Annotated in this window: 14 protein-coding genes; 8 read left to right on the top strand and 6 right to left on the bottom strand. The window is 60.5% G+C overall.

The features are described 5' to 3' along the window. The first annotated feature begins 114 nt into the window (after positions 1 to 114). The 4 genes from FJ418_RS19310 to FJ418_RS19295 are packed head-to-tail and all read left to right on the top strand — an operon-like array spanning position 115 to position 6,123. Positions 115 to 1,197: an efflux RND transporter periplasmic adaptor subunit gene (locus FJ418_RS19310; RefSeq protein WP_140706792.1), complete on the top strand. Its 1,083-nt coding sequence runs from the start codon at positions 115 to 117 to the stop codon at positions 1,195 to 1,197. Then, positions 1,197 to 4,298 (top strand): efflux RND transporter permease subunit, encoded by a 3,102-nt coding sequence (locus FJ418_RS19305; protein ID WP_281407579.1) that lies wholly within the window; start codon positions 1,197 to 1,199, stop codon positions 4,296 to 4,298. Before FJ418_RS19310 ends, FJ418_RS19305 begins: the two co-directional genes overlap by 1 nt. A gap of 14 nt (positions 4,299 to 4,312) precedes the next feature. Then, positions 4,313 to 4,909 carry a hypothetical protein gene (locus FJ418_RS19300; RefSeq protein ID WP_181166999.1) on the top strand — a complete coding sequence of 199 codons (597 nt, stop codon included), beginning with the start codon at positions 4,313 to 4,315 and terminating at the stop codon, positions 4,907 to 4,909. A 29-nt stretch (positions 4,910 to 4,938) separates the two neighbouring features. Further along, positions 4,939 to 6,123 (top strand): patatin-like phospholipase family protein, encoded by a 1,185-nt coding sequence (locus FJ418_RS19295; protein ID WP_140868263.1) that lies wholly within the window; start codon positions 4,939 to 4,941, stop codon positions 6,121 to 6,123. Positions 6,124 to 6,534: 411 nt separating this feature from the next. On the opposite strand, the gene FJ418_RS19290 is transcribed toward FJ418_RS19295, so the two are convergent. From FJ418_RS19290 to FJ418_RS19275, 4 genes are all read right to left on the bottom strand, one after another. Continuing rightward, on the bottom strand, positions 6,535 to 8,088 hold the full coding sequence (locus tag FJ418_RS19290) for a response regulator (RefSeq protein WP_181166998.1): 1,554 nt from the start codon (positions 8,086 to 8,088) through the stop codon (positions 6,535 to 6,537). A gap of 1 nt (position 8,089) precedes the next feature. Next, on the bottom strand, positions 8,090 to 8,437 hold the full coding sequence (locus FJ418_RS19285) for an Hpt domain-containing protein (RefSeq protein ID WP_140784402.1): 348 nt from the start codon (positions 8,435 to 8,437) through the stop codon (positions 8,090 to 8,092). Positions 8,438 to 8,662: 225 nt separating this feature from the next. Then, the gene (locus FJ418_RS19280; RefSeq protein WP_140868258.1) at positions 8,663 to 12,559 is read right to left on the bottom strand and encodes a GAF domain-containing protein; all 3,897 of its coding nucleotides are present in this window, start codon (positions 12,557 to 12,559) and stop codon (positions 8,663 to 8,665) included. Positions 12,560 to 12,887: 328 nt separating this feature from the next. After that, on the bottom strand, positions 12,888 to 13,238 hold the full coding sequence (locus FJ418_RS19275) for a KTSC domain-containing protein (RefSeq protein ID WP_348643110.1): 351 nt from the start codon (positions 13,236 to 13,238) through the stop codon (positions 12,888 to 12,890). Between FJ418_RS19275 and FJ418_RS19270 the strand changes: the two genes are divergently transcribed. The 3 genes from FJ418_RS19270 to FJ418_RS19260 all read left to right on the top strand — a co-directional run bounded on the left by FJ418_RS19270 (position 13,229) and on the right by FJ418_RS19260 (position 15,572). Beyond that, positions 13,229 to 13,840 (top strand): alpha-ketoglutarate-dependent dioxygenase AlkB, encoded by a 612-nt coding sequence (locus tag FJ418_RS19270; RefSeq protein WP_140868255.1) that lies wholly within the window; start codon positions 13,229 to 13,231, stop codon positions 13,838 to 13,840. The two genes, FJ418_RS19275 and FJ418_RS19270, sit on opposite strands and share 10 nt — an antisense overlap. An 88-nt stretch (positions 13,841 to 13,928) precedes the next feature. Beyond that, a complete protein-coding gene (locus FJ418_RS19265; RefSeq protein WP_246683117.1) occupies positions 13,929 to 14,318 on the top strand; it encodes a hypothetical protein in 390 nt (129 codons plus the stop codon). 63 nt (positions 14,319 to 14,381) lie between these two features. Then, on the top strand, positions 14,382 to 15,572 hold the full coding sequence (locus tag FJ418_RS19260; RefSeq protein ID WP_140868249.1) for an NADH-quinone oxidoreductase subunit D: 1,191 nt from the start codon (positions 14,382 to 14,384) through the stop codon (positions 15,570 to 15,572). A gap of 187 nt (positions 15,573 to 15,759) precedes the next feature. Here the strand turns inward: FJ418_RS19260 and FJ418_RS19255 are convergent, their stop codons facing one another. Further along, on the bottom strand, positions 15,760 to 16,194 hold the full coding sequence (locus FJ418_RS19255; protein ID WP_140642478.1) for a hypothetical protein: 435 nt from the start codon (positions 16,192 to 16,194) through the stop codon (positions 15,760 to 15,762). 288 nt (positions 16,195 to 16,482) lie between these two features. On the opposite strand from FJ418_RS19255, the gene FJ418_RS19250 reads away from it, so the two are divergent. Further along, positions 16,483 to 16,662: a hypothetical protein gene (locus FJ418_RS19250; protein ID WP_140642480.1), complete on the top strand. Its 180-nt coding sequence runs from the start codon at positions 16,483 to 16,485 to the stop codon at positions 16,660 to 16,662. Positions 16,663 to 16,828: 166 nt separating this feature from the next. On the opposite strand, the gene FJ418_RS19245 is transcribed toward FJ418_RS19250, so the two are convergent. After that, positions 16,829 to 18,013, bottom strand: a complete 1,185-nt coding sequence (locus FJ418_RS19245; RefSeq protein WP_140868246.1) for a Gfo/Idh/MocA family oxidoreductase — start codon at positions 18,011 to 18,013, stop codon at positions 16,829 to 16,831. Positions 18,014 to 18,215: the final 202 nt, after the last annotated feature.

Raw genomic sequence — 18,215 nt, 5'->3', positions numbered from 1 at the left:
ATATTGACTATATAGTCGATTTGACTTAATCGTTCAAGTCGAAATGCCACTCGGTTCGACCTGTGGCTTGCCCTTTAGTTCCCTGCAACCCCGATCTTTCGAGCGGAGGCTTCCATGCGCCTGTCGTCGCGTTACTTCCTTTTGACTGGTATCGCCGGCCTTTGTCTTGCCGGCTGTTCACAAAAGGAGGCCGAGGCGCCGGCAGCGCCACGAACGGCCCGGGTGGTGGTGGTAACGCCCCACAAGTTCATGCTGGTAACGCAAGGCGCCGGCCGTATCCAATCGCGCTATGTCAGCCAGGTTGGCTTCGAGGTCGGTGGCCGGCTCATCTCACGCGACGTCGACGCCGGCGCAACAGTCAAGAAGGGCCAGAAGCTCGCGGCACTGAGCGCGGTGGATTACCAGAACAAGGTGACCGCCACTGCGGCAGACCTCGACGCGGCCAAGGCCGCTCTCGCTCAGGCTGCCGCGCAGGAAGAGAGATTTCGGCTCCTGCTCGGCAAGGGCTTCGCTACGCATTCGCAGTATGATGAAGCGCTGAAGTCACTGCGGAGCGCGCAAGCGCAGGTTCAGGCGACTGAGGCCAATCTGCGTATCGCGCAGAACCAGCTCGCCTATACGGAGCTCCAAGCGCCCGACGATGGCATCGTGACCGCGACCGGGGCGGATCCCGGCCAAGTGGTGGCCGCCGGACAGATGGTGATTGAAATCTCGCGCAATGACGAGCGCGAAGCCGTCTTTGCCGTCGCGAGCGAGGACATCGTCAGGGCCAGCCTTGGCATGCCGGTGAACGTTGCGCTTCAGGCCCACCCCGAAATCGCGGTGACCGGCACGGTCCGCGAGATTTCGCCCGAGGCTGACAGCGCCACCGGCACCTATCAGGTGAAGGTTGCCATACCTGCTCCGCTGCCGCAAATGCGGCTGGGAGCAATCGTCGTCGGTCGGGTCGAAAGCGACCAGGGTCACATGGTTGCGACACTTCCCCCGAGCGCGCTGCTGCAGTCGGGAAGCCAGCCGCAGGTTTGGGTGGTTGGCAAAGACGACAAGGTGGAGCGGCGCAAGGTCCAACTGCTGGAGTTCGATGCAAATTCCGTCACCGTGAGCCAAGGACTGGCCGCGGGCGACAAGGTGGTGGTCGCCGGCGTGAACTCGCTCGCCGACGGCGAATTGGTCAAGCCCAGCGCGGAGGTCGAATGATGGCCAGCTTCAACCTTTCCGAATGGGCCGTCCACAACCGTTCGATCGTCGTCTTCCTGATGCTCGTCTGCGTTGCGGCCGGCATTACCTCTTACGAGCGCCTCGGTCGTCAGGAAGACCCGGATTTCACCGTGCAGACCATGGTGGTCCAGGCAAACTGGCCGGGAGCAACCGCCGCCGACACGCTGCAGCAGGTGACGGACCGCATCGAAAAGAAGCTCGAGGAAACCCCGAACCTCGATTACCTCAAGAGCTACACCAAGCCAGGCCAGGCGACGATTTTCGTCTACCTTAAGGAGTCGACCAAGAAACGCGACCTCGACGGCATCTGGTATCAGGTCCGCAAGAAAGTGAACGACATAAGGCAGACACTGCCGCAAGGCGTGGTCGGCCCCTTCTTCAACGACGAGTTTGGCGACGTCTTCGGCACAATCTACGGCATAACCTATGACGGTTTCAGTCCCCGCCAGGCACGCGACTTCGCCGAGACCGCACGGGCCGAATTCCTGCGTGCTCCCGATGTGGGCAAGGTCGACATCTACGGCGACCAGGATGAGAAGCTCTATCTGAATTTCTCGCCGCAGAAGCTTGCCAATCTTAAGCTCAGTCTCGACGACGTGCTGACGGCTATCGCCCGCCAGAATGCCGTCGTGCCTTCCGGCATCATCAACACGCCCAGCGAGAACGTGCTGGTCGACATGACCGGCTCGCTGTTGGCACCTGGCGACATAGCCAAGCTCAATTTCTCGGTGGAAGGGCGCTTCTACAAGCTTTCCGACATCGCCGAGGTGCAGCGCGGCTATAGCGATCCGCCCAGCAAGATGTTTCGCGTCAACGGCAAGCCGGCCATCGGGATCGGCATCAACATGCGCGACGGCGGCAACAACCTCGACTTCGGCAAGGGACTTCATGCGGTGGCGGAGCGGCTGAAACAGCGCTTCCCGGTCGGCATCGAACTCAATCTGGTATCGGACCAGCCTGAGGTCGTGCGTGAGGCGATCGGCGAGTTCACCAAGGCGCTTCTCGAAGCGGTCGCAATCGTGCTCGTGGTGAGCTTCCTCAGCCTCGGCCTGCGCGCCGGCCTGGTGGTCGCGCTGTCCATCCCGCTTGTCCTTGCCATCGTCTTCGCATTCATGGAAGCGTCGGGCATCAGCCTGCAGCGCATTTCGCTTGGTGCGCTCATCATCGCGCTCGGCCTTCTGGTCGACGACGCTATGATCACGATCGAGATGATGATCTCCAAGATCGAAGAAGGCATGCCGAAGATCAAGGCAGCGACCTTTGCCTACACGTCCACCGCCTTCCCGATGCTGACCGGAACGCTGATCACGCTGCTCGGCTTCCTGCCGATCGGGTTCGCGGACAACAATACCGGGCAATACACCTTCTCGCTGTTTGCCGTCATAGGCGTGGCGCTCATCGCTTCATGGTTTGTGGCGGTCATCTTCGCGCCAGTGCTCGGGCTGACCCTCTTGCCCGCACACATGAAAGCGCACGGGACGGCGGAGCCAGGGCCACTCATGCGGCTGTTCCGGCGTCTGCTGGCGTTCACCATGCGGCACCGTTTTCTCACCATCGCCGCATCCCTCATTGCCTTTGGCCTCTCGCTTTACGGCATGGGCTTCGTCCAGCAACAGTTCTTCCCGGCCTCCAACCGGCCTGAGCTGCTGGTGACGATGACGCTGCCCAAGAATGCCTCGATCACCGCTACGGAGACACAAACGGAACGGCTGGAGAAGGCACTTGCTGGCGACGCCGATATCGAGCGCTTCTCCTCTTATGTCGGTGGCGGCGCCATCCGGTTCTACCTGCCTCTGGATGTGCAGCTCGACAACGACTTCATGGCCGAGACAGTGGTCGTCGCCAAGGATCTTCAGGCGCGCGATCGTGTGCAGGCCAAACTGCAGGCGCTGTTCGCCGATAATTTTCCGGACGTGACCGTGCGCATTTCGCGCCTGGAACTGGGCCCGCCGGTCGGCTGGCCAGTGCAGTACCGGGTGAGCGCGCCTACTCCCGAGGATGCCAGGAAGTATGGCGAGCAGGTTGCCGATATCCTGCGGGCTTCCGGGCTCGTCCAGACCATCAACTTCGACTGGGGCGAGAAGAACAAGACGCTGCGCATCGTCGTCGACCAGGACCGCGTCCGGCAGGCGGGACTCAGCTCCGAACAGCTCTCCCAGGCGCTCAACCGGGTGCTCAACGGCTCGACGGTCACGCAACTGCGCGATTCCATCTACCTGGTCGACGTGGTCGCGCGCGCCCAGAGCGACGAGCGTTCCACTATCGAGGCGCTGCGCCACCTTCAGATCACCACGCCGACCGGCGCATCCGTTCCGTTGCGCGAGCTCGCCGATTTCAAATACGAACTCGATGAAGGGTATGTCTGGAGGCGCCAACGCCTGCCCACGATCACAGTGCAGGCACAGCCGCAGCCGGGGCTGCAGCCGGCCTTCGTTCACCAGCATGTTGCCGCTGCGCTGGACACGCTTTCCAAGTCGATGCCGGCGGAAACATCGATCGAGACCGGCGGCACGGTGGAAAAGACCGCGCTTAGCAACGCCGCCCTGCTGGCCCAGTTCCCGCTGATGATCACCCTGATGCTTACAGTTTTGATGGTCCAGCTCGGGAGTTTCCGGCAGGTGGCCATGGTCATCAGCGTGGCGCCTCTCGGGCTCATCGGAGTTGCCATCGCGCTGCTGACCACCAGCACGCCGATGGGCTTCATCGCCACGCTCGGCATCATTGCGCTCGCCGGCATGATCATCCGCAATTCGGTGATCCTGGTGCACCAGATCGAGCATGAGCGGGCCCAGGGGGTCGAACCATGGAAGGCGGTGATCGACGCGACCGTCCACCGGTTCCGGCCGATCATGCTCACCGCGGCCGCAGCAATCCTCGGCATGATCCCGATCATGCATGACGTCTTCTGGGGGCCGATGGCCTACGCCATCGTCGGCGGACTCGCCGTCGCAACCATGCTGACGCTGGTTTTCCTGCCGGCTCTTTATGTGGCGGTGAACCGGATCCGGGAAAGCGACGAGCCATCGGCAGCACCTGAGCCAAGCGTCGGTGCAATCCCGATCCTGGCCCTGTCGGACTGAGAAAGGAGACAGCCATGCTGGAAACACGCCCCACTCTCCTCGACCGCTTTCTTGCGACCGACGCCGCCATGTGCGCAGAACCAGATGGGACCACGCGCCAATATGTCGAGAAGATGTTGTCCGCGGCGCTGCAGGAGGCGCAGTCGGTCGCGCGTTCCTACGACACCAAGGCTCAGATCGTGGGCGCGGGCTACATCCTCGCCCTCAATCTGATCCTGCGATTTGGTGATCTGCTGCCGTCGCATGCTCCACTCGGACCGCTGTTCTACGTCGCGGTCTGGGGGGTCGTCATCATGCCGATCATGCAGTTCGGACAAGTGCTCTATCCGAGCCGAAAGCGAGCGGACAAGGAACTCAACCGCAAAATAGCTGGTGCCTGCGCTATCCCGCCTGTCTACCATGTGGACCCCAAATTTTTCGCCGATGTGCGCGAACTGGTTCACTTGGCCCTGCAATCCGATTGGACCTCGGTGGTATCGGCTGAATTGCTGAAAACCTCACGCGTGAGAGAGATCAAACAGGCGCGCTTCCATCGTGCCCTGCTGATGACCGTCGTCTCCTTCGCCGTCCTTGGAGGCGAACAGCTTTTCCGCAGCTTCGCCTTGGCTTGAAAAGAAACCGAGTCAGGAGCTTGAAAGCTATGCTGAGGATCACCCTGCTTGGCCTGTGCGCAATTCAGCTTACAGGCTGCATCGCTGCCTATCCACGCGATGGCGTGCCGACGGAACGCATGGCTGCGGCCCAAGTGAGTGGCTATCCCAGCGACATACGCGTCTGGGGCGATTCCGACGAAAGTTTTCCGCCCGATCGTCTCATCGCATTCCGCGACGAGAGAATTCAGGCGGCAAAGGCCGATCCGTCGATCAAGCTGCGGGAACTCGACGCGCTTACGATTTCAGGCGGTGGCAGCAGCGGCGCCTTCGGCGCCGGAATTCTCGCCGGCTGGACCAAGGCTGGGACTAGGCCAAGGTTCGACATCGTCACCGGAATCAGCACCGGATCGTTGATCGCGCCCTTCGCATTCCTTGGCCCGACCTATGATGATCGCTTGAAGCATGCCTTCACTACAATCAAGGACGCCAACATCTATACCGAGCACAGCTTCCTCGGCGTGCTGTCGAGTGCATCGTTCACCAGCAACGCCCCCCTTGCCAAAATGCTGGACGAAGAAGTCACCGAGGAAATGCTCGATCAGATCGCCCGAGAAACCGGTAAGGGACGGCGCCTCTTCATCGGAACGACCAACCTTGATGCGGATCGGCCGGTGATTTGGGATATGGGCGCGATCGCGGCGAGCCATCGGCCGGACCGGCTGAAGCTCTTCAAGCAGGTTATCCTGGCCTCCACCGCCATTCCCGGCATTTTCCCTCCGGTCGAGCTGAAAGTGACCGCTGGGGGCAAGTCTTACCACGAAATGCACGTTGATGGCGGCACCACCAATCAGGTGTTTCTCATGCCTGCTGGCTTGAGCCTGCGCGAGCTCGATCACGCGTTCCATGCACGGGTCAAGGCTCGCATCTATATCATCCGCAACGGCAGGACGACGCCGGAACCTTCTGTGGTGAAGGCCACGCTGCCAGATATCGCGGAAAAGGCAGTCTCCTCCCTGATCAAGACGCAAGGGATTGGCGATCTCTACCGGCTCTACGCCATCTCCAAGCGCGACGGCATCGCCTACAACTTCATAGACGTTCCGGTAGACTTCACCGACGAGCCAAAAACTCCGTTCGAGAACAAATACATGCGGGCGCTGTTCGAGAAAGGCTACGAAATGGGCCGCAAAGGCGTGCCTTGGAAAAACATGCCGCCCGGATTTTCGAGATGAGCTGGTCGAGCCGTTGACCCGTCGGTCGGTCCGGAAAGTCGGCCTGAATCTCTACCACGAGCTATTTCTTCGTCCTCTATCTGTCCAAGTGGCGGACGCTCCACAAGCATAATGCATCCGGAGGATCTCCAACCGACAGTGGAAGTCGTGCGAGGGCCGGACGGCAGCTTGTGGGGACCGGCATGCGGGGCGTTGAATGGTGGATACGAGGCGCAGAGCTGACCTTCCCTACGCAGATGACTCCCAGAACTATCGCCCCGTCCGTGCAACAAACTGTGTAACAAAGCAAACAAAAAGCTCAATATTTTCAACGGCATATGTCTTAAATCGAAAGACGCTCTCTCCGCCGCGGAGTCAATCTGGCCATTGTTAGCAGGACAAATCCGACGCGCCCGAATATTCCAAGTCTGTTCATTCCGTCGGTAACGGCACCAGGTCGGGCCGCAGGACAAATTCCTCCAACCCGTCGTCGAGTAATGGCGGTTCCTCCTCAGCCTCCTGCTTCGGCTCGACCATCAGAAGACCAACGACGATCAGCGCCAGGGAGACCCAGGTGAGCGCCGGTATGGCTTCACCCAACAACAGCATGCTCCAGCCTATGCCGGCTGCGGTGACCGCGTAGGCGTTCTGGCTTGCGAATACGGCGCCTGTGCTGGAGATCAGCGCGATGAAAAGCAGCATTGCCAGATTGCCGGCAACCGCCATTAGAACGACGATCACGCCAAGCTTTCCGGTCAATAGATCAAGCGGGATGAAGTCCCGATAGAAGGCCGCCAGCGGCATCAGCATCAAAACCGAAGCAACAAGGGTGATGCCGAACAGAGCGACGCTATCGATAGCAGCAGGCTTGCGCTCCGAGAGGTAGATATCCTCGGTCGCGTAAGTGATCGGGATGACGAGTGCAATGGCAAGCCACAACCAGCTGGTAGCCATTTCCGCCGGCTCTCCATAGAGGAGTATGATGAAGATGCCGACGAGACCCAATCCAAGTCCCAAAAACCGCTTCAGGTTAGGCGCTTCCGTCCGCATCAAGGCAGCGAACAGGAATACGGAGAATCCCTCCAGGACGATGACAATGGAGACGATGAAGGCGGGAAGCTTGCTTGCCAACCAATAGACCAGCACCTGATTGATCACCGAGCTGATGAACGCAAGGATGAGGATGAACTTCCAATCCGAGCGCGTAAGATCAGCCAGGCGCGGCATTGTCCCGCGCTTGATGCTTATCCCGACGCAGAATACTGCCCCAATGACGTCAATAAGGATCGCCAGCCCTATCGGATGAGCTTCAACGAGTGAAGCCATCTTCGAGAGCGGCACGACAAGGCCCCACAGTCCTCCGCAGGCCAACAGCAGCAATGCGCCACGGAATGTGCGGATATTCTGCCGCATCTTGCGCTCGCGCTCATAGACCTTCTGGGCCATCGTAGCGAAAACCGTGGCGAGCTTGCCTAGGCCATCCGGGCGGCCTGCCACATCGCGGATGCCGAGCTTTGAAGGGTTGAACCTCCCGCTTTCCAAGGTCGCGGCCGCCTTCGTCAGCTTGGCCACCTGCCGCAAGTATTCTTTCTCGATGTCGCGCAGTCTCTTCTTCTCGATGCAGGTGGAAACCCGTGCCTTGAGAAGCGCGAGTTCAAAATCCTTAGGCAGGAAATCCTCGGCGCCCAATTCGATCGCCTTGACGACGCTGCTCATCTCATCGTCGAGCGCGGAAATCACGATGATCGGCACATCCCGCGTTCTGGACGACGCCTTGAGACCCTTCAGCACCTCGAAGCCGTCCATCACCGGCATCATGATATCGAGAAGGATGAGGTCGAAATTATCGGTGGCGAGCAAATCGAGCGCCGCCCGGCCGCCCTCCACCGCCTCGGCTTCGTGTCCGAGAGCCTCAACCGATTTCTTGAGCTTGATCCTTATGGTCCGGGAGTCGTCAACAATGAGGATCCTACCAGGGCTGCTCACGCTATTCTCCCAGCTTGAAGATTTTTCGGAGCTCCGTGACGGCGGCGTCGAAGGCGCGCTGCGCGTTGTCGATTTCCGCCAAATCCGTCGGCTCCCCACTTGCGCACCGCGCCTCCACCTGGGCGCAGATTTGGCTGAGTTCGGCCGCCCCCATATCCCGCGCGTTGGATTTCAGGGAATGGGCAGCCCGCCGAGTGACTGCCAGGTCGGAAGCCCGAGCCGACGACCACATGTCCAGCATGATGGATGGCCCCTCTTCGAGAAAGGACTCCACGAGCTCTACAAGGTCAGCCTCTTCGCCACCGACAAGCTCGCGCAGCTTGTCCAGTGCCCCTTTGTCGATCGCCACGACATCCCCGATGTGCGTTTCTTCCGACTATAACCAGTGACCGCGAGTTTCTTCCGGTACTGGCGAAGTAAGACCGAAATCGAACCCCCTGATTGGATTTGTGAGAGTTCCATCGCGTTCAAAAGGCAGACTATCGCAGACGTGCTAAATTAGCGATAGCACATAGTTCTCGATCAATACCGCCACGGCGCCGGTGGCGATTGCGCCAAGGTGCACCCTTCGTATTTAGACCCTTGGTACGCCAGGTTCCTCGAAATCTCGCGTTGCGACGGCAGGCCTGTGCCCGCCTGCCAGCACCGCCTTGTTCAGCGAAGCGATAAGGTCTTCGACGCGTAACGGCTTGCTGAGATAGTCATCCATCCCTGCATCCAGATACCTCTCGCGATCTCCGGCCATCGCGTTGGCGGTCAGGGCAATGATGAACGGCTGACGCGCATATTGGGGGCCGGGCGCGCGGATCAATCTTGTCGCTTCGAGACCGTCCATATCAGGCATTTCGATATCCATCAGGATAACGTCATGGCTGCCCTGGGTATAAGCGGCGACCGCCGACTGCCCGTCGACCGCCAGTTGCGGCTTGTAACCCAGACGCTCGAGCACCTTGAAGCCAAGCTTCCGGTTGGTGGCATTGTCATCGACCAGGAGGATGTGAAGCGGAAACTTCTGCGCCATCGTACTATCGAGAGCCGTCCCCTTCGGCTGATCTGATCGGATGGAGCGTGTCGGAGTTCCGACGAAGATCGACAGCAACGTATTGAGCAATGGCGACGGCTTGATCGGCTTGGAGAGCGTGGCCGCGAACTTAATGCCTTCCATTTCCTTCTTCTTGTCTTCAGGCATGGGCACCATTGAACTGAGCAGCACCAACGGAACGCTGCCGTTGCCTTCGAGCGCGCGTATTTGCCTGGCCAGTTCGATCCCATCCATGCCGGGCATGTTCATGTCGAGAACGATGACATCGAAGACCTCGCCTCCCGCAAGTCTTCGAAGCGCGTCGGCGGGATGTTCGATTGCTGATGCAGCCATGTTCCAGGACTGCGACTGCAGCGACATGATGCGCCGGTTTGTTGCGTTGTCGTCGACGAACAGCAGCCGTTTACCGGCCAACTCGTCCTTTGACGGCGCTGCCTGAGCCGTTTTTCGACTCGAGGCAATCGGAGCGCGGATGGTAAAGGAGAATGTCGTGCCTTTTCCTTCGGCGCTCTCCACCCAAACCTCACCGCCCATCAATTCCACCAGGCGCCTGCTGATCGCCAGACCGAGGCCGGTTCCGCCATAGCGTCTGGTCGTGGAGGCATCGACCTGGCTAAATGACCTGAACAGGCGATCCATCCGGTCCTTGGCTATGCCGATGCCGGTGTCGCGCACCGCGAACTGGAGCGTACAAATTTTCCGCTCGCCTTCGCCCTGTGGCCTTGTGTCCGCGGCTGCGGACGGCACCTCCATCACGGAAAGCACGACCTCTCCTCGCTCGGTGAATTTGACGGCGTTGTTGAGCAGATTGATCAGAACCTGGCGTAGACGGTTGCCGTCGGCGACAATCGTTTCCGGCGTGCCGGGCTCGATCACGTAGCCGAGATCCAGTCCCTTCTCTGCCGTCCTCGGCGCGATCAGGTCTATCGCGCTTTCGAGACATTCGCGCAGTTCGAACTGCCGAGGATCAAGGTCGAGCTTACCCGCCTCGACCTTTGAGAAGTCGAGTATGTCGTTGATGATGGTCAGCAGCGCTTCCGCACTATTGTTTATCGTCTCGCCGATTTCCCGCTGCTCATCGTCAAGTTTGGTGGCCAGCATCAGGTTGGCCATGCCGATAACGCCGTTCATGGGCGTGCGGATTTCATGGCTCATGGTGGCGAGGAACGTGCTTTTGGCTTCGTTGGCGGCCTCCGCCGCTTCCTTGGCCTCCGTCAGGGCCAGCGAAAGCTCCTTGAGCTCGGTGAACAGTTGTGCGTTGTGAAGCGCCGCACCCGCATTGGCGGCGATGGTTGAAAGCAGCCGCAGCGAATTTTCGCTGAACATGCCCTCCCGTGTCGTGCTCTGCACGCTGATCACGCCGACATTGCCCTGCGCCGTCTTGATTGGAACGCCAAGGTAAGACAGCGCATCCTTGCCAACTGGAGTTGCTCCGATTTCCGCGCCGCGTTCCGCGACATCCTGATTGATGAGCAACGGCTCGCCGGTTTCTATGATCTTGCTTGTAAGGCCTTCCCCGAGCCGGAGCGTAGTGAAGGCCTCGCCGAACTGATACGGGAAATGGATGAGCTTGGTCTTTGGATCGAGCAGCGCGACATAGACGATGTCGGCGCTGAAAATCTCCTGCATCTGATCGCCTATCAGTTGGATCGTATTGCCGAGTTCAGCTTCACCTATGAGGGCTTGGCTAACCTTGCTGATCGCGCCCAGTTCAGCGGCGCGATGCTCGGTTTCCTTGAGAAGCCTCTGTGTCTCGTCGAACAAGCGGGCATTGGCGATCGCGACTCCCATACTGGAGGCTATCGTCTGCAACAGGCGCACGTGGTTTTCGTCGAAGGCATCTGACTCGTAGCTTTGCACACTGACCACTCCGAGCGTTCTCTCGCCTGAATTGATAGGCACGCCAATGTATGAAGAGGTCCTGTCGTCTTCGTCTGGAAAATAGGCACCGCGCCTTTTTCCTTCCTCCATGGTGTTGAAAACCAACGGCTTTCCAGTGGAGATAATTTCCGATGTAAGTCCTATCCCCAAAGGGAACGGCTCGATGGTCTTGTAGCCCCTGTAGTAAGCGTAAGGAACTCGAACTAAACCGGATTGACTATCATGCAACAGAATCTCGCTGACCTCTGTGCCGAACGCCTCCCTCACTTTATCGCCCACCAGTCGGATGACGGTGTCAACATTCAGCGACTTCGTCATCGCTTCGCCGACGCTGTTGAGAATGGCCAATTCCTTTGCGCGGTCTTGCGCCATTTTCAGGAGCCGCTGCGTCTCGTCAAAGAGATACGCGTTGGCAATGGCAATGCCCATGCTGGACGACAGCCCTTGCAGCAGGCGCACGTGATCTTCGTTAAAGACATTCTTTTGGTAGCTCTGCACGCTGACCACACCGAGCGTTCTGTCTCCGGCAATGATCGGCACGCCCAGGTATGATTCGGTTCTATCCTCCTCCTTCGGCATCAGGGCACCCAGAGCAATGTGCTCGTCAATATTTCCCAGCAGCAGCGGCTTGCCTGACAATATGACCTTCGAAGTCAGGCCTTCACCTATAACAAACGGTTCAGGATCCTGGTAATCGCCATAGAAGGCGTAAGGGATCCTGATTAGATCCGACATCTCATCGCGCAACAGGATTTCGGTTACTTCAGTGCCGAATATCTCGCGAACCTTGTCGCCGACAATACGGGTCACTGTCTTCACATTCAGCGTTTTCGCCATCGCTTCGCCGACGCTATTGAGAATGGCGAGTTCCTTTGCGCGGTCCTCTGATATTTTCAGCAGCCGCTGGGTTTCGTCGAAAAGGCGTGCGTTAGCAATCGCCACGCCCATGCTGGAGGATAATCCCTGTAACAGGCGCATATGATCTTCGTTGAAGGCGTTTTTTCTGTAGCTCTGCACGCTAACCACGCCCAGCGTCCTATTCCCGGCAATAATAGGCACACCGAGATAGGTTTCAGTCTCGTCCTCTTCCTTGGGCATCAGGGCGCCCAACCCGATGGCTTCGTCGGCGGTCCCCAGCAATAGTGGCTTACCCGACAATATAACTCTCGAGGTAAGTCCTTCGCCCATCGCAAAAGGTTCAGGATACTGGTAATTGCCGTCGAATGCATAGGAGACGTTGATCAAATTGGACGTCTCGTCGTGCAGCAGGATTTCCGTCAAATCCGCGCCGAACATCTCGCGAACCTTGTCGCCAACAATACGGGTCACTGTTTCGACATTCAGCGTCTTGGCGGTCGCTTCGCCGACGCTGTTGAGGATGGCCAATTCCTTGGTGCGTTCCTCGGTGAATTGAATCAATCGCTTGTTTTCAACGGAAAGACGGTCAAGCTCGATCGTCGCGACTGCGTTGATATGTTCCAGTTCGGCAATACGCCGGTCGGCGGATGCCAGGCGACTGGCAAGGTCGCTTTCGACTGAGCCCTGCATATTGGCTTCTCCCAAAGGGACCTTCCGCCAGGTTCAGCGGAATGCTTTCCCACCCGCATATTAGCAAGTAGTGTTACATGCCGGACGACTGATTGACAGTACCGTCGAGGGGTGGCTTTGGGACAAGCTAGACTCTGCGGCCCGGACCCTGTCTGCTTCCGGCCAGTGGCAAGATTGCTCCAGCGGCCGAGATGCGGCGCAGAGCTGCCGTTCCGAGGCTAGCCCTCCAACCCAATCCCGGAAGCACTTAAATCTCGGAGCCACTTAGGAGTGCTGGCAGGCGGGTGGATTCGGTCGGCCCCTAATCGAGAGACGCTCTCTCCGCCATTTAACTTGATTGATTTCTATATTTTTTCGGAGCAAGCCGAGCCTTCATGCTCGACCAGGTGATATCTGAAACGATCGCGCACGAATTCGTTGAAGAACTGTCCTTTTGAGAAAGCCGCCTTGAAAGCCGTGAGACCTCGGGTCCTACGTCCTCATAGTCATAGCGCTTGCCGGTCGGGACGAACCATACCGAAAGGACCCGCTTCGACGGATCGTAGTGGATATTCCGGATCGCGGTGGAAGGCACGTGCAGGCTCCTGCTTCCAACTCTTAATTCGTCGTGCGCCGCGCGGTTCCGCCGCGCCGGCTTGCACAGGGGCTCCGACTGCCTATCTGAGCCGCATGACTTCATTGAAAAGCCGAGCCGACGACGACGATTTCCAGGGCGATCTCTTCGGTGCGCCCGCAAGCCTGCCGCCCGCGCCCGAAGGCTTCTCCTACCAGCCAGGCCTGATTACCCGCGACGAAGAACACGAGCTGGTCCGTCATATCCAGGGCCTGCCTTTCAAGCCGTTCGATTTTCACGGCCATCTTGCCAACAGGCAGGTCGTCGGCTTCGGCCTGCGCTACGACTATGAGCGCCGCCAGGTGCTCGAAGTGCCGCCGATTCCGGACTTCCTGCTGCCGCTTCGCGCCAAGGTTGCCGCCTTCGCGGCGGTCCCGGCCACCGAATTCGCGCAGGTGCTGATCAACGAGTATCGCCCGGGTGCCGGCATAGGCTGGCACCGGGACAAGCCGCATTTCGAACTGGTCGCCGGCGTTTCGCTGCTCGCGCCCTGCAGCTTCCGGCTGCGCCGCAAGAACGGCGCGGCATGGGATCGTGAAACGATCGAGATTGAGCCCAGGTCTGTCTATCTCATGGCCGGCCCGTCGCGAAACGAATGGGAGCACAGCATCCCGCCTGTTGAGCAACACCGCTATTCCGTCACCTTCCGGACAATGCGCGCTTCGTAAGTTGCCGCGCCGGCGAATGTCCGGGAACCATCGTCCGGCCCCGGGGTTGTGTCGTCAGGTTTCCCGATGGAAAGGAAAGACGATGCGCATGTTGACGATAGTCCTGACCCTGTCGGCAATGGCATTGGCGCAGCCCGCTTCCGCTCAACGCGCCGATCCGCAGCCGCCGCAAGTCCTGCCTCCGGCCCAGCAGCCCACCCCCGACCAGGCCCAGCCTGGCGAGGACAATGCCGGCCAGAATGTCACCAACATTGTCGTGGTCGCATTCGAGGATTTGCCTTCGGAAGTGAAAGCTCAGGCCGAGGCCATCGTCACCAGGACGACGGCCAAGGAGCTGGCCAAGCTGCAGAGCTCGGTCGACGCCTCGCCCGAGGCGACGTCCGTTCTGCATGCCAACGGACTGAATTCCTCGCAAGTCGTCGCCGCCAACATCGACGGTGACGGCACGCTGACCCTGATCATCCAGACGACGGCATGACCCGGCTGGACGGCGGCTGACGGGCCGCGGTCCGCCTTCGATACTCACCCTTGCGAGGTCGTCATGACCGAAGCCGCGGTCCGTAACTTCACGCTCAACTTCGGGCCGCAGCACCCGTCGGCGCATGGCGTGCTCAGGCTGGTGTTGGAACTGGACGGCGAAATCGTCGACCGTGCCGATCCGCATATCGGCCTGCTCCACCGCGGCACCGAAAAGCTGATCGAATACAAGAACTATCTGCAGGCTCTGCCTTATTTCGATCGGCTCGACTATGTCGCGCCGATGAACCAGGAGCATGCCTTCTGCCTTGCCGCCGAAAAGCTGCTCGAACTGTCCGTCCCCCGCCGCGGCCAACTGATCCGCGTGCTGTTTTGCGAGATCGGGCGGCTCTTGTCGCATCTTCTCAACGTCACCACGCAGGCCATGGATATCGGCGCGCTGACGCCGCCGCTATGGGGTTTCGCCGAACGCGAGAAGCTGATGGTGTTCTATGAACGCGCCTCCGGCGCCCGTATGCACGCGAACTATTTCCGCGTCGGCGGCGTCCATCAGGATCTGCCGGGGCAGCTCTTGGATGACATCTGGGATTTCTGCGATCCGTTCCTGCAGGCCTGCGACAATCTCGAGGGCCTGCTCACCGAGAACCGCATCTTCAAGCAGCGCAATGTCGATGTCGGCGCGATCTCGCTCGACGACGCCTGGGGCCTGGGCTTCTCCGGCGTCATGGTGCGCGGCTCGGGTGCCGCCTGGGACCTGCGCAAGGCGCAGCCCTATGAATGCTATTCCGAAATGGATTTCGACATCCCCATCGGTAAGCACGGCGACTGCTACGATCGCTATCTGGTACGCATGGAAGAGATGCGCCAGTCGGTGCGGATCATGCGGCAGTGCCTGGAAAAGCTGCGTTCATCGGATGGCCAAGGTCCTGTCGCCGTGCCGAACCAGAAGATCACGCCGCCGCCGCGCGCCACCATGAAGCGCTCGATGGAAGCGACCATCCATCATTTCAAGCTTTATACCGAAGGCCACCGCGTGCCGCCCGGAGAGGTCTATGCCGCGGTCGAGGCGCCGAAAGGCGAGTTCGGCGTCTATCTGGTTTCGGACGGCAGCAACGTTCCCTATCGCTGTAAGATACGCGCACCGTCCTTCGCCCATCTCCAGGCCATGGATTTCCTGTCGCGCGGGCACATGGTGGCCGATGTCGCGGCAATCATCGGCTCGCTCGACATCGTGTTCGGCGAGATCGATCGCTGAACAAAAGGGAGCGCGGAGAGCCCGCCAAGTCTCCGTCGTTCCCATGGAGGTCTTGAACGGTCGCGATCGTGGGCATCGCGGCCAGCGCTAGAGCAATTCCAGAGACAGTGCCCGCGTTTTTCCGTCCGGAATAGCGTCGGACAAAGCGGTGGAGCGGAAAGCCGTTTCCATGAAACGGTGAACCGCTCTAACGCATGAACACCGCTCTCAGCCAGGCGAGAATGCCCGCACCCGGCGAGATCGCCGCCCGCACGCGCGATGCCGCCCAGCGGGCCGGCATGTTGGCGCCGACATGGCAATGGCAGACGACCTCATGCAGCTGCCAGTCGCTCATCTCGAAAAAGCGCTTGGCTTCGCCGTAAGTGTCGTCGCGCAAGCCTTGCGCGCGAAAGATCGGGTCCTCGAAAGCGATGGTGATCGCCGATCCGTCTGTGCGCATTCTTTCACGCACGTCGGGTGCGGCGTATTCGGTGCCTGCCAGCGCCGTGAGGCGGCGGCTCGGACTATCCTCCAGAAGTTGCGCCCAGCGTTCAAGGCGCTGGCCGCGATTGGCGATGAGAGCCGGTGCTTCGGCATGAACGTCGGCAACGGCGTTGATCTGGTCAAGGGTTTGGTGCTTCACGGCCGTCTCCTGTGTCGGCAGATGGCCCCCGTCCACAACGGGATTTAAGGCGCCGACCGACGCCGGCAAGAGCCGAAACAGCCACGTAGAATCATTTGATCATTATCTGCCGCCATCGCGCGGCCCGATCGTGTTGGAACCATCCGCGGGCGCGACCGTTCTGCCAGCTTGTGCCGCCGATACTCCCGACGAAGCGTCCGAGTGCGGCGATCACCTCCATCATTTCAGGTCGGGCAGGGCATCCCGCTTGTTGGGATCGCAGCAGAGCACCAGCGGAAGGAAAACGCGATGGCCATTCTCCCCAATCCGGACCCGGCTCCCACGCCGGTGCCCACGCCGCCCATCCCCGAACCGAAGCCGGTGCGCGAGCCGGATCCGGATCGGCTGCCTGACGAGGAGCCGATCCCCAATCCCGACGAGAACGACACGCCGCCGAAGCATTCCACGCCGAGGCGGCGCCGGCCTTGAATGGCTCATGGGCGGTGCTTCCAGCGCCGCCCATGGCAATCACTCACGCATGGTCGCCTGGAAGGTCGGCAGGTGCTTCTTCTGCGCCTCGATCATGCGTTCGCGGTAGACGCCGCAGATGACGTCGGTGTCGTGCAGCGTCACGGGCTCGGCGATCAAGGGGTAATCACCCGAACCGCGCCGCCGTCCAAGCCCCTCCCGCCGCATTCGACGCCACCGCCGCGGCAACGAACTTCACGCCACGCGCGCCGTCGATGACATCGGGCACCTGCGCCGCCCGCCCGGCGTCTACGGCAGCACCCGAGCGGTGCGCGCGAATAATGTCGGCGGCGTCGCGGTAGAAGTTGGCGAAGGCCTCGATATAGCCTTCCGGATGCGCCGCCGGCATGCGCGAGACGCGCCGGGCTTCCGCCGTCGAGCCATGGCCGCCGCGCACCAGCGTGCGCGTTTCCTCGCCATAGGGCGAGAAGCGCAACTCCTCCGGCCGCGATCCAGACCATTCGAGTCCGGCCTTCTCGCCATAGATGCGCACCGACAGGTCGTTGTAGTGGCCGGGCGAGGTCTGGCTGGCGAGGATCGTGCCGCGCGCCCCGCCCGTCCAGCGCAGCAGCACATGCGCGTTGTCGTCGAGCCGCCGTCCCGGCACGGCGGTGAACAGGTCTGCGGAAACCGCCTCGGCCTCGAAACCGGAAATGAAGCTCGCCAGGTTGAAGGCATGCACGCCGATATCGGCGAGCACCGCCGACTGGCCGGCGCGCGCCGGATCGGTGCGCCATTCGGCCTGCTTCTGGCCCTCGGCATCGATCGGCTTGGTCAGCCAGTCCTGGATATAGGCGCCGTGCACCGACACGATGCGGCCGAGCTCGCCCGCCGCCACCATCTCGCGCGCCTGGCGCACCATGGCGTAACCGGTGTTGTTGAGCGTGACGACGAAGCGGCGCTTCCTGGCTTTGGTCAGCGCAACCAGCGCTTCGGCCTCGGCAAGCGTCGTCGACAGCGGCTTGTCGCAGATCACGTCGATGCCGGCTTCGAGGAAGGCGGTGGCGACCGGCGCGTGCAGATGGTTGGGCGTGACGATGACCACCGCCTCGATCCCGTCCGGTCGCGCCGCTTCGGCCTTCGCCATGGCGCGGTAATCGGCATAGCTGCGCTCAGGCGCGATGCCGATCTCCGCCGCGGAGGCCGCGGCATTCTCCGGATCGGAGGACAAAGCGCCCGCGACCAGCGCGATCTGGTCGTCGAGGCGCATGGCCAGCCGGTGCACGGCGCCGATGAAGGCGTTGCGGCCGCCTCCGACCATGCCGACCCGGAGACGTTTACGCGACGTACCGTCGGCGGTTGCATAGACCATGATTGCGATTATTCTCCCAAGTTCGATGTGCCGGTCGTCGCCGATGTTCGTCGTAACCGACCGCCGTTGTTTTCGAATGATATTTCTATTTTTTGTTTTGTAAAACGATTGTGCCGCGTTAGCTTTTGATCCAGGTCCAGCTAGAACATGATCCCGAAAAGTGGGAACCGGTTTTCGGAAAAAGATCATGCTTCAACAACGA

The organism is Mesorhizobium sp. B2-8-3, assembly GCF_006440815.1.
Lineage (GTDB): Bacteria > Pseudomonadota > Alphaproteobacteria > Rhizobiales > Rhizobiaceae > Mesorhizobium.
The sequence above is the reverse complement of the archived record's forward strand: the minus strand, read 5'-3'. Positions and strand labels throughout refer to the sequence as shown.

Coding starts and splice junctions, on each gene's coding strand:
- FJ418_RS19310 (WP_140706792.1), top strand. CDS start 115: ATGCGCCTGTCGTCGCGTTACTTCCTTTTGACTGGTATCGCCGGCCTT.
- FJ418_RS19305 (WP_281407579.1), top strand. CDS start 1,197: ATGGCCAGCTTCAACCTTTCCGAATGGGCCGTCCACAACCGTTCGATC.
- FJ418_RS19300 (WP_181166999.1), top strand. CDS start 4,313: ATGCTGGAAACACGCCCCACTCTCCTCGACCGCTTTCTTGCGACCGAC.
- FJ418_RS19295 (WP_140868263.1), top strand. CDS start 4,939: ATGCTGAGGATCACCCTGCTTGGCCTGTGCGCAATTCAGCTTACAGGC.
- FJ418_RS19280 (WP_140868258.1), bottom strand. CDS start 12,559: ATGCAGGGCTCAGTCGAAAGCGACCTTGCCAGTCGCCTGGCATCCGCC.
- FJ418_RS19270 (WP_140868255.1), top strand. CDS start 13,229: ATGACTTCATTGAAAAGCCGAGCCGACGACGACGATTTCCAGGGCGAT.
- FJ418_RS19275 (WP_348643110.1), bottom strand. CDS start 13,238: ATGAAGTCATGCGGCTCAGATAGGCAGTCGGAGCCCCTGTGCAAGCCG.
- FJ418_RS19265 (WP_246683117.1), top strand. CDS start 13,929: ATGTTGACGATAGTCCTGACCCTGTCGGCAATGGCATTGGCGCAGCCC.
- FJ418_RS19260 (WP_140868249.1), top strand. CDS start 14,382: ATGACCGAAGCCGCGGTCCGTAACTTCACGCTCAACTTCGGGCCGCAG.
- FJ418_RS19250 (WP_140642480.1), top strand. CDS start 16,483: ATGGCCATTCTCCCCAATCCGGACCCGGCTCCCACGCCGGTGCCCACG.
- FJ418_RS19245 (WP_140868246.1), bottom strand. CDS start 18,013: ATGGTCTATGCAACCGCCGACGGTACGTCGCGTAAACGTCTCCGGGTC.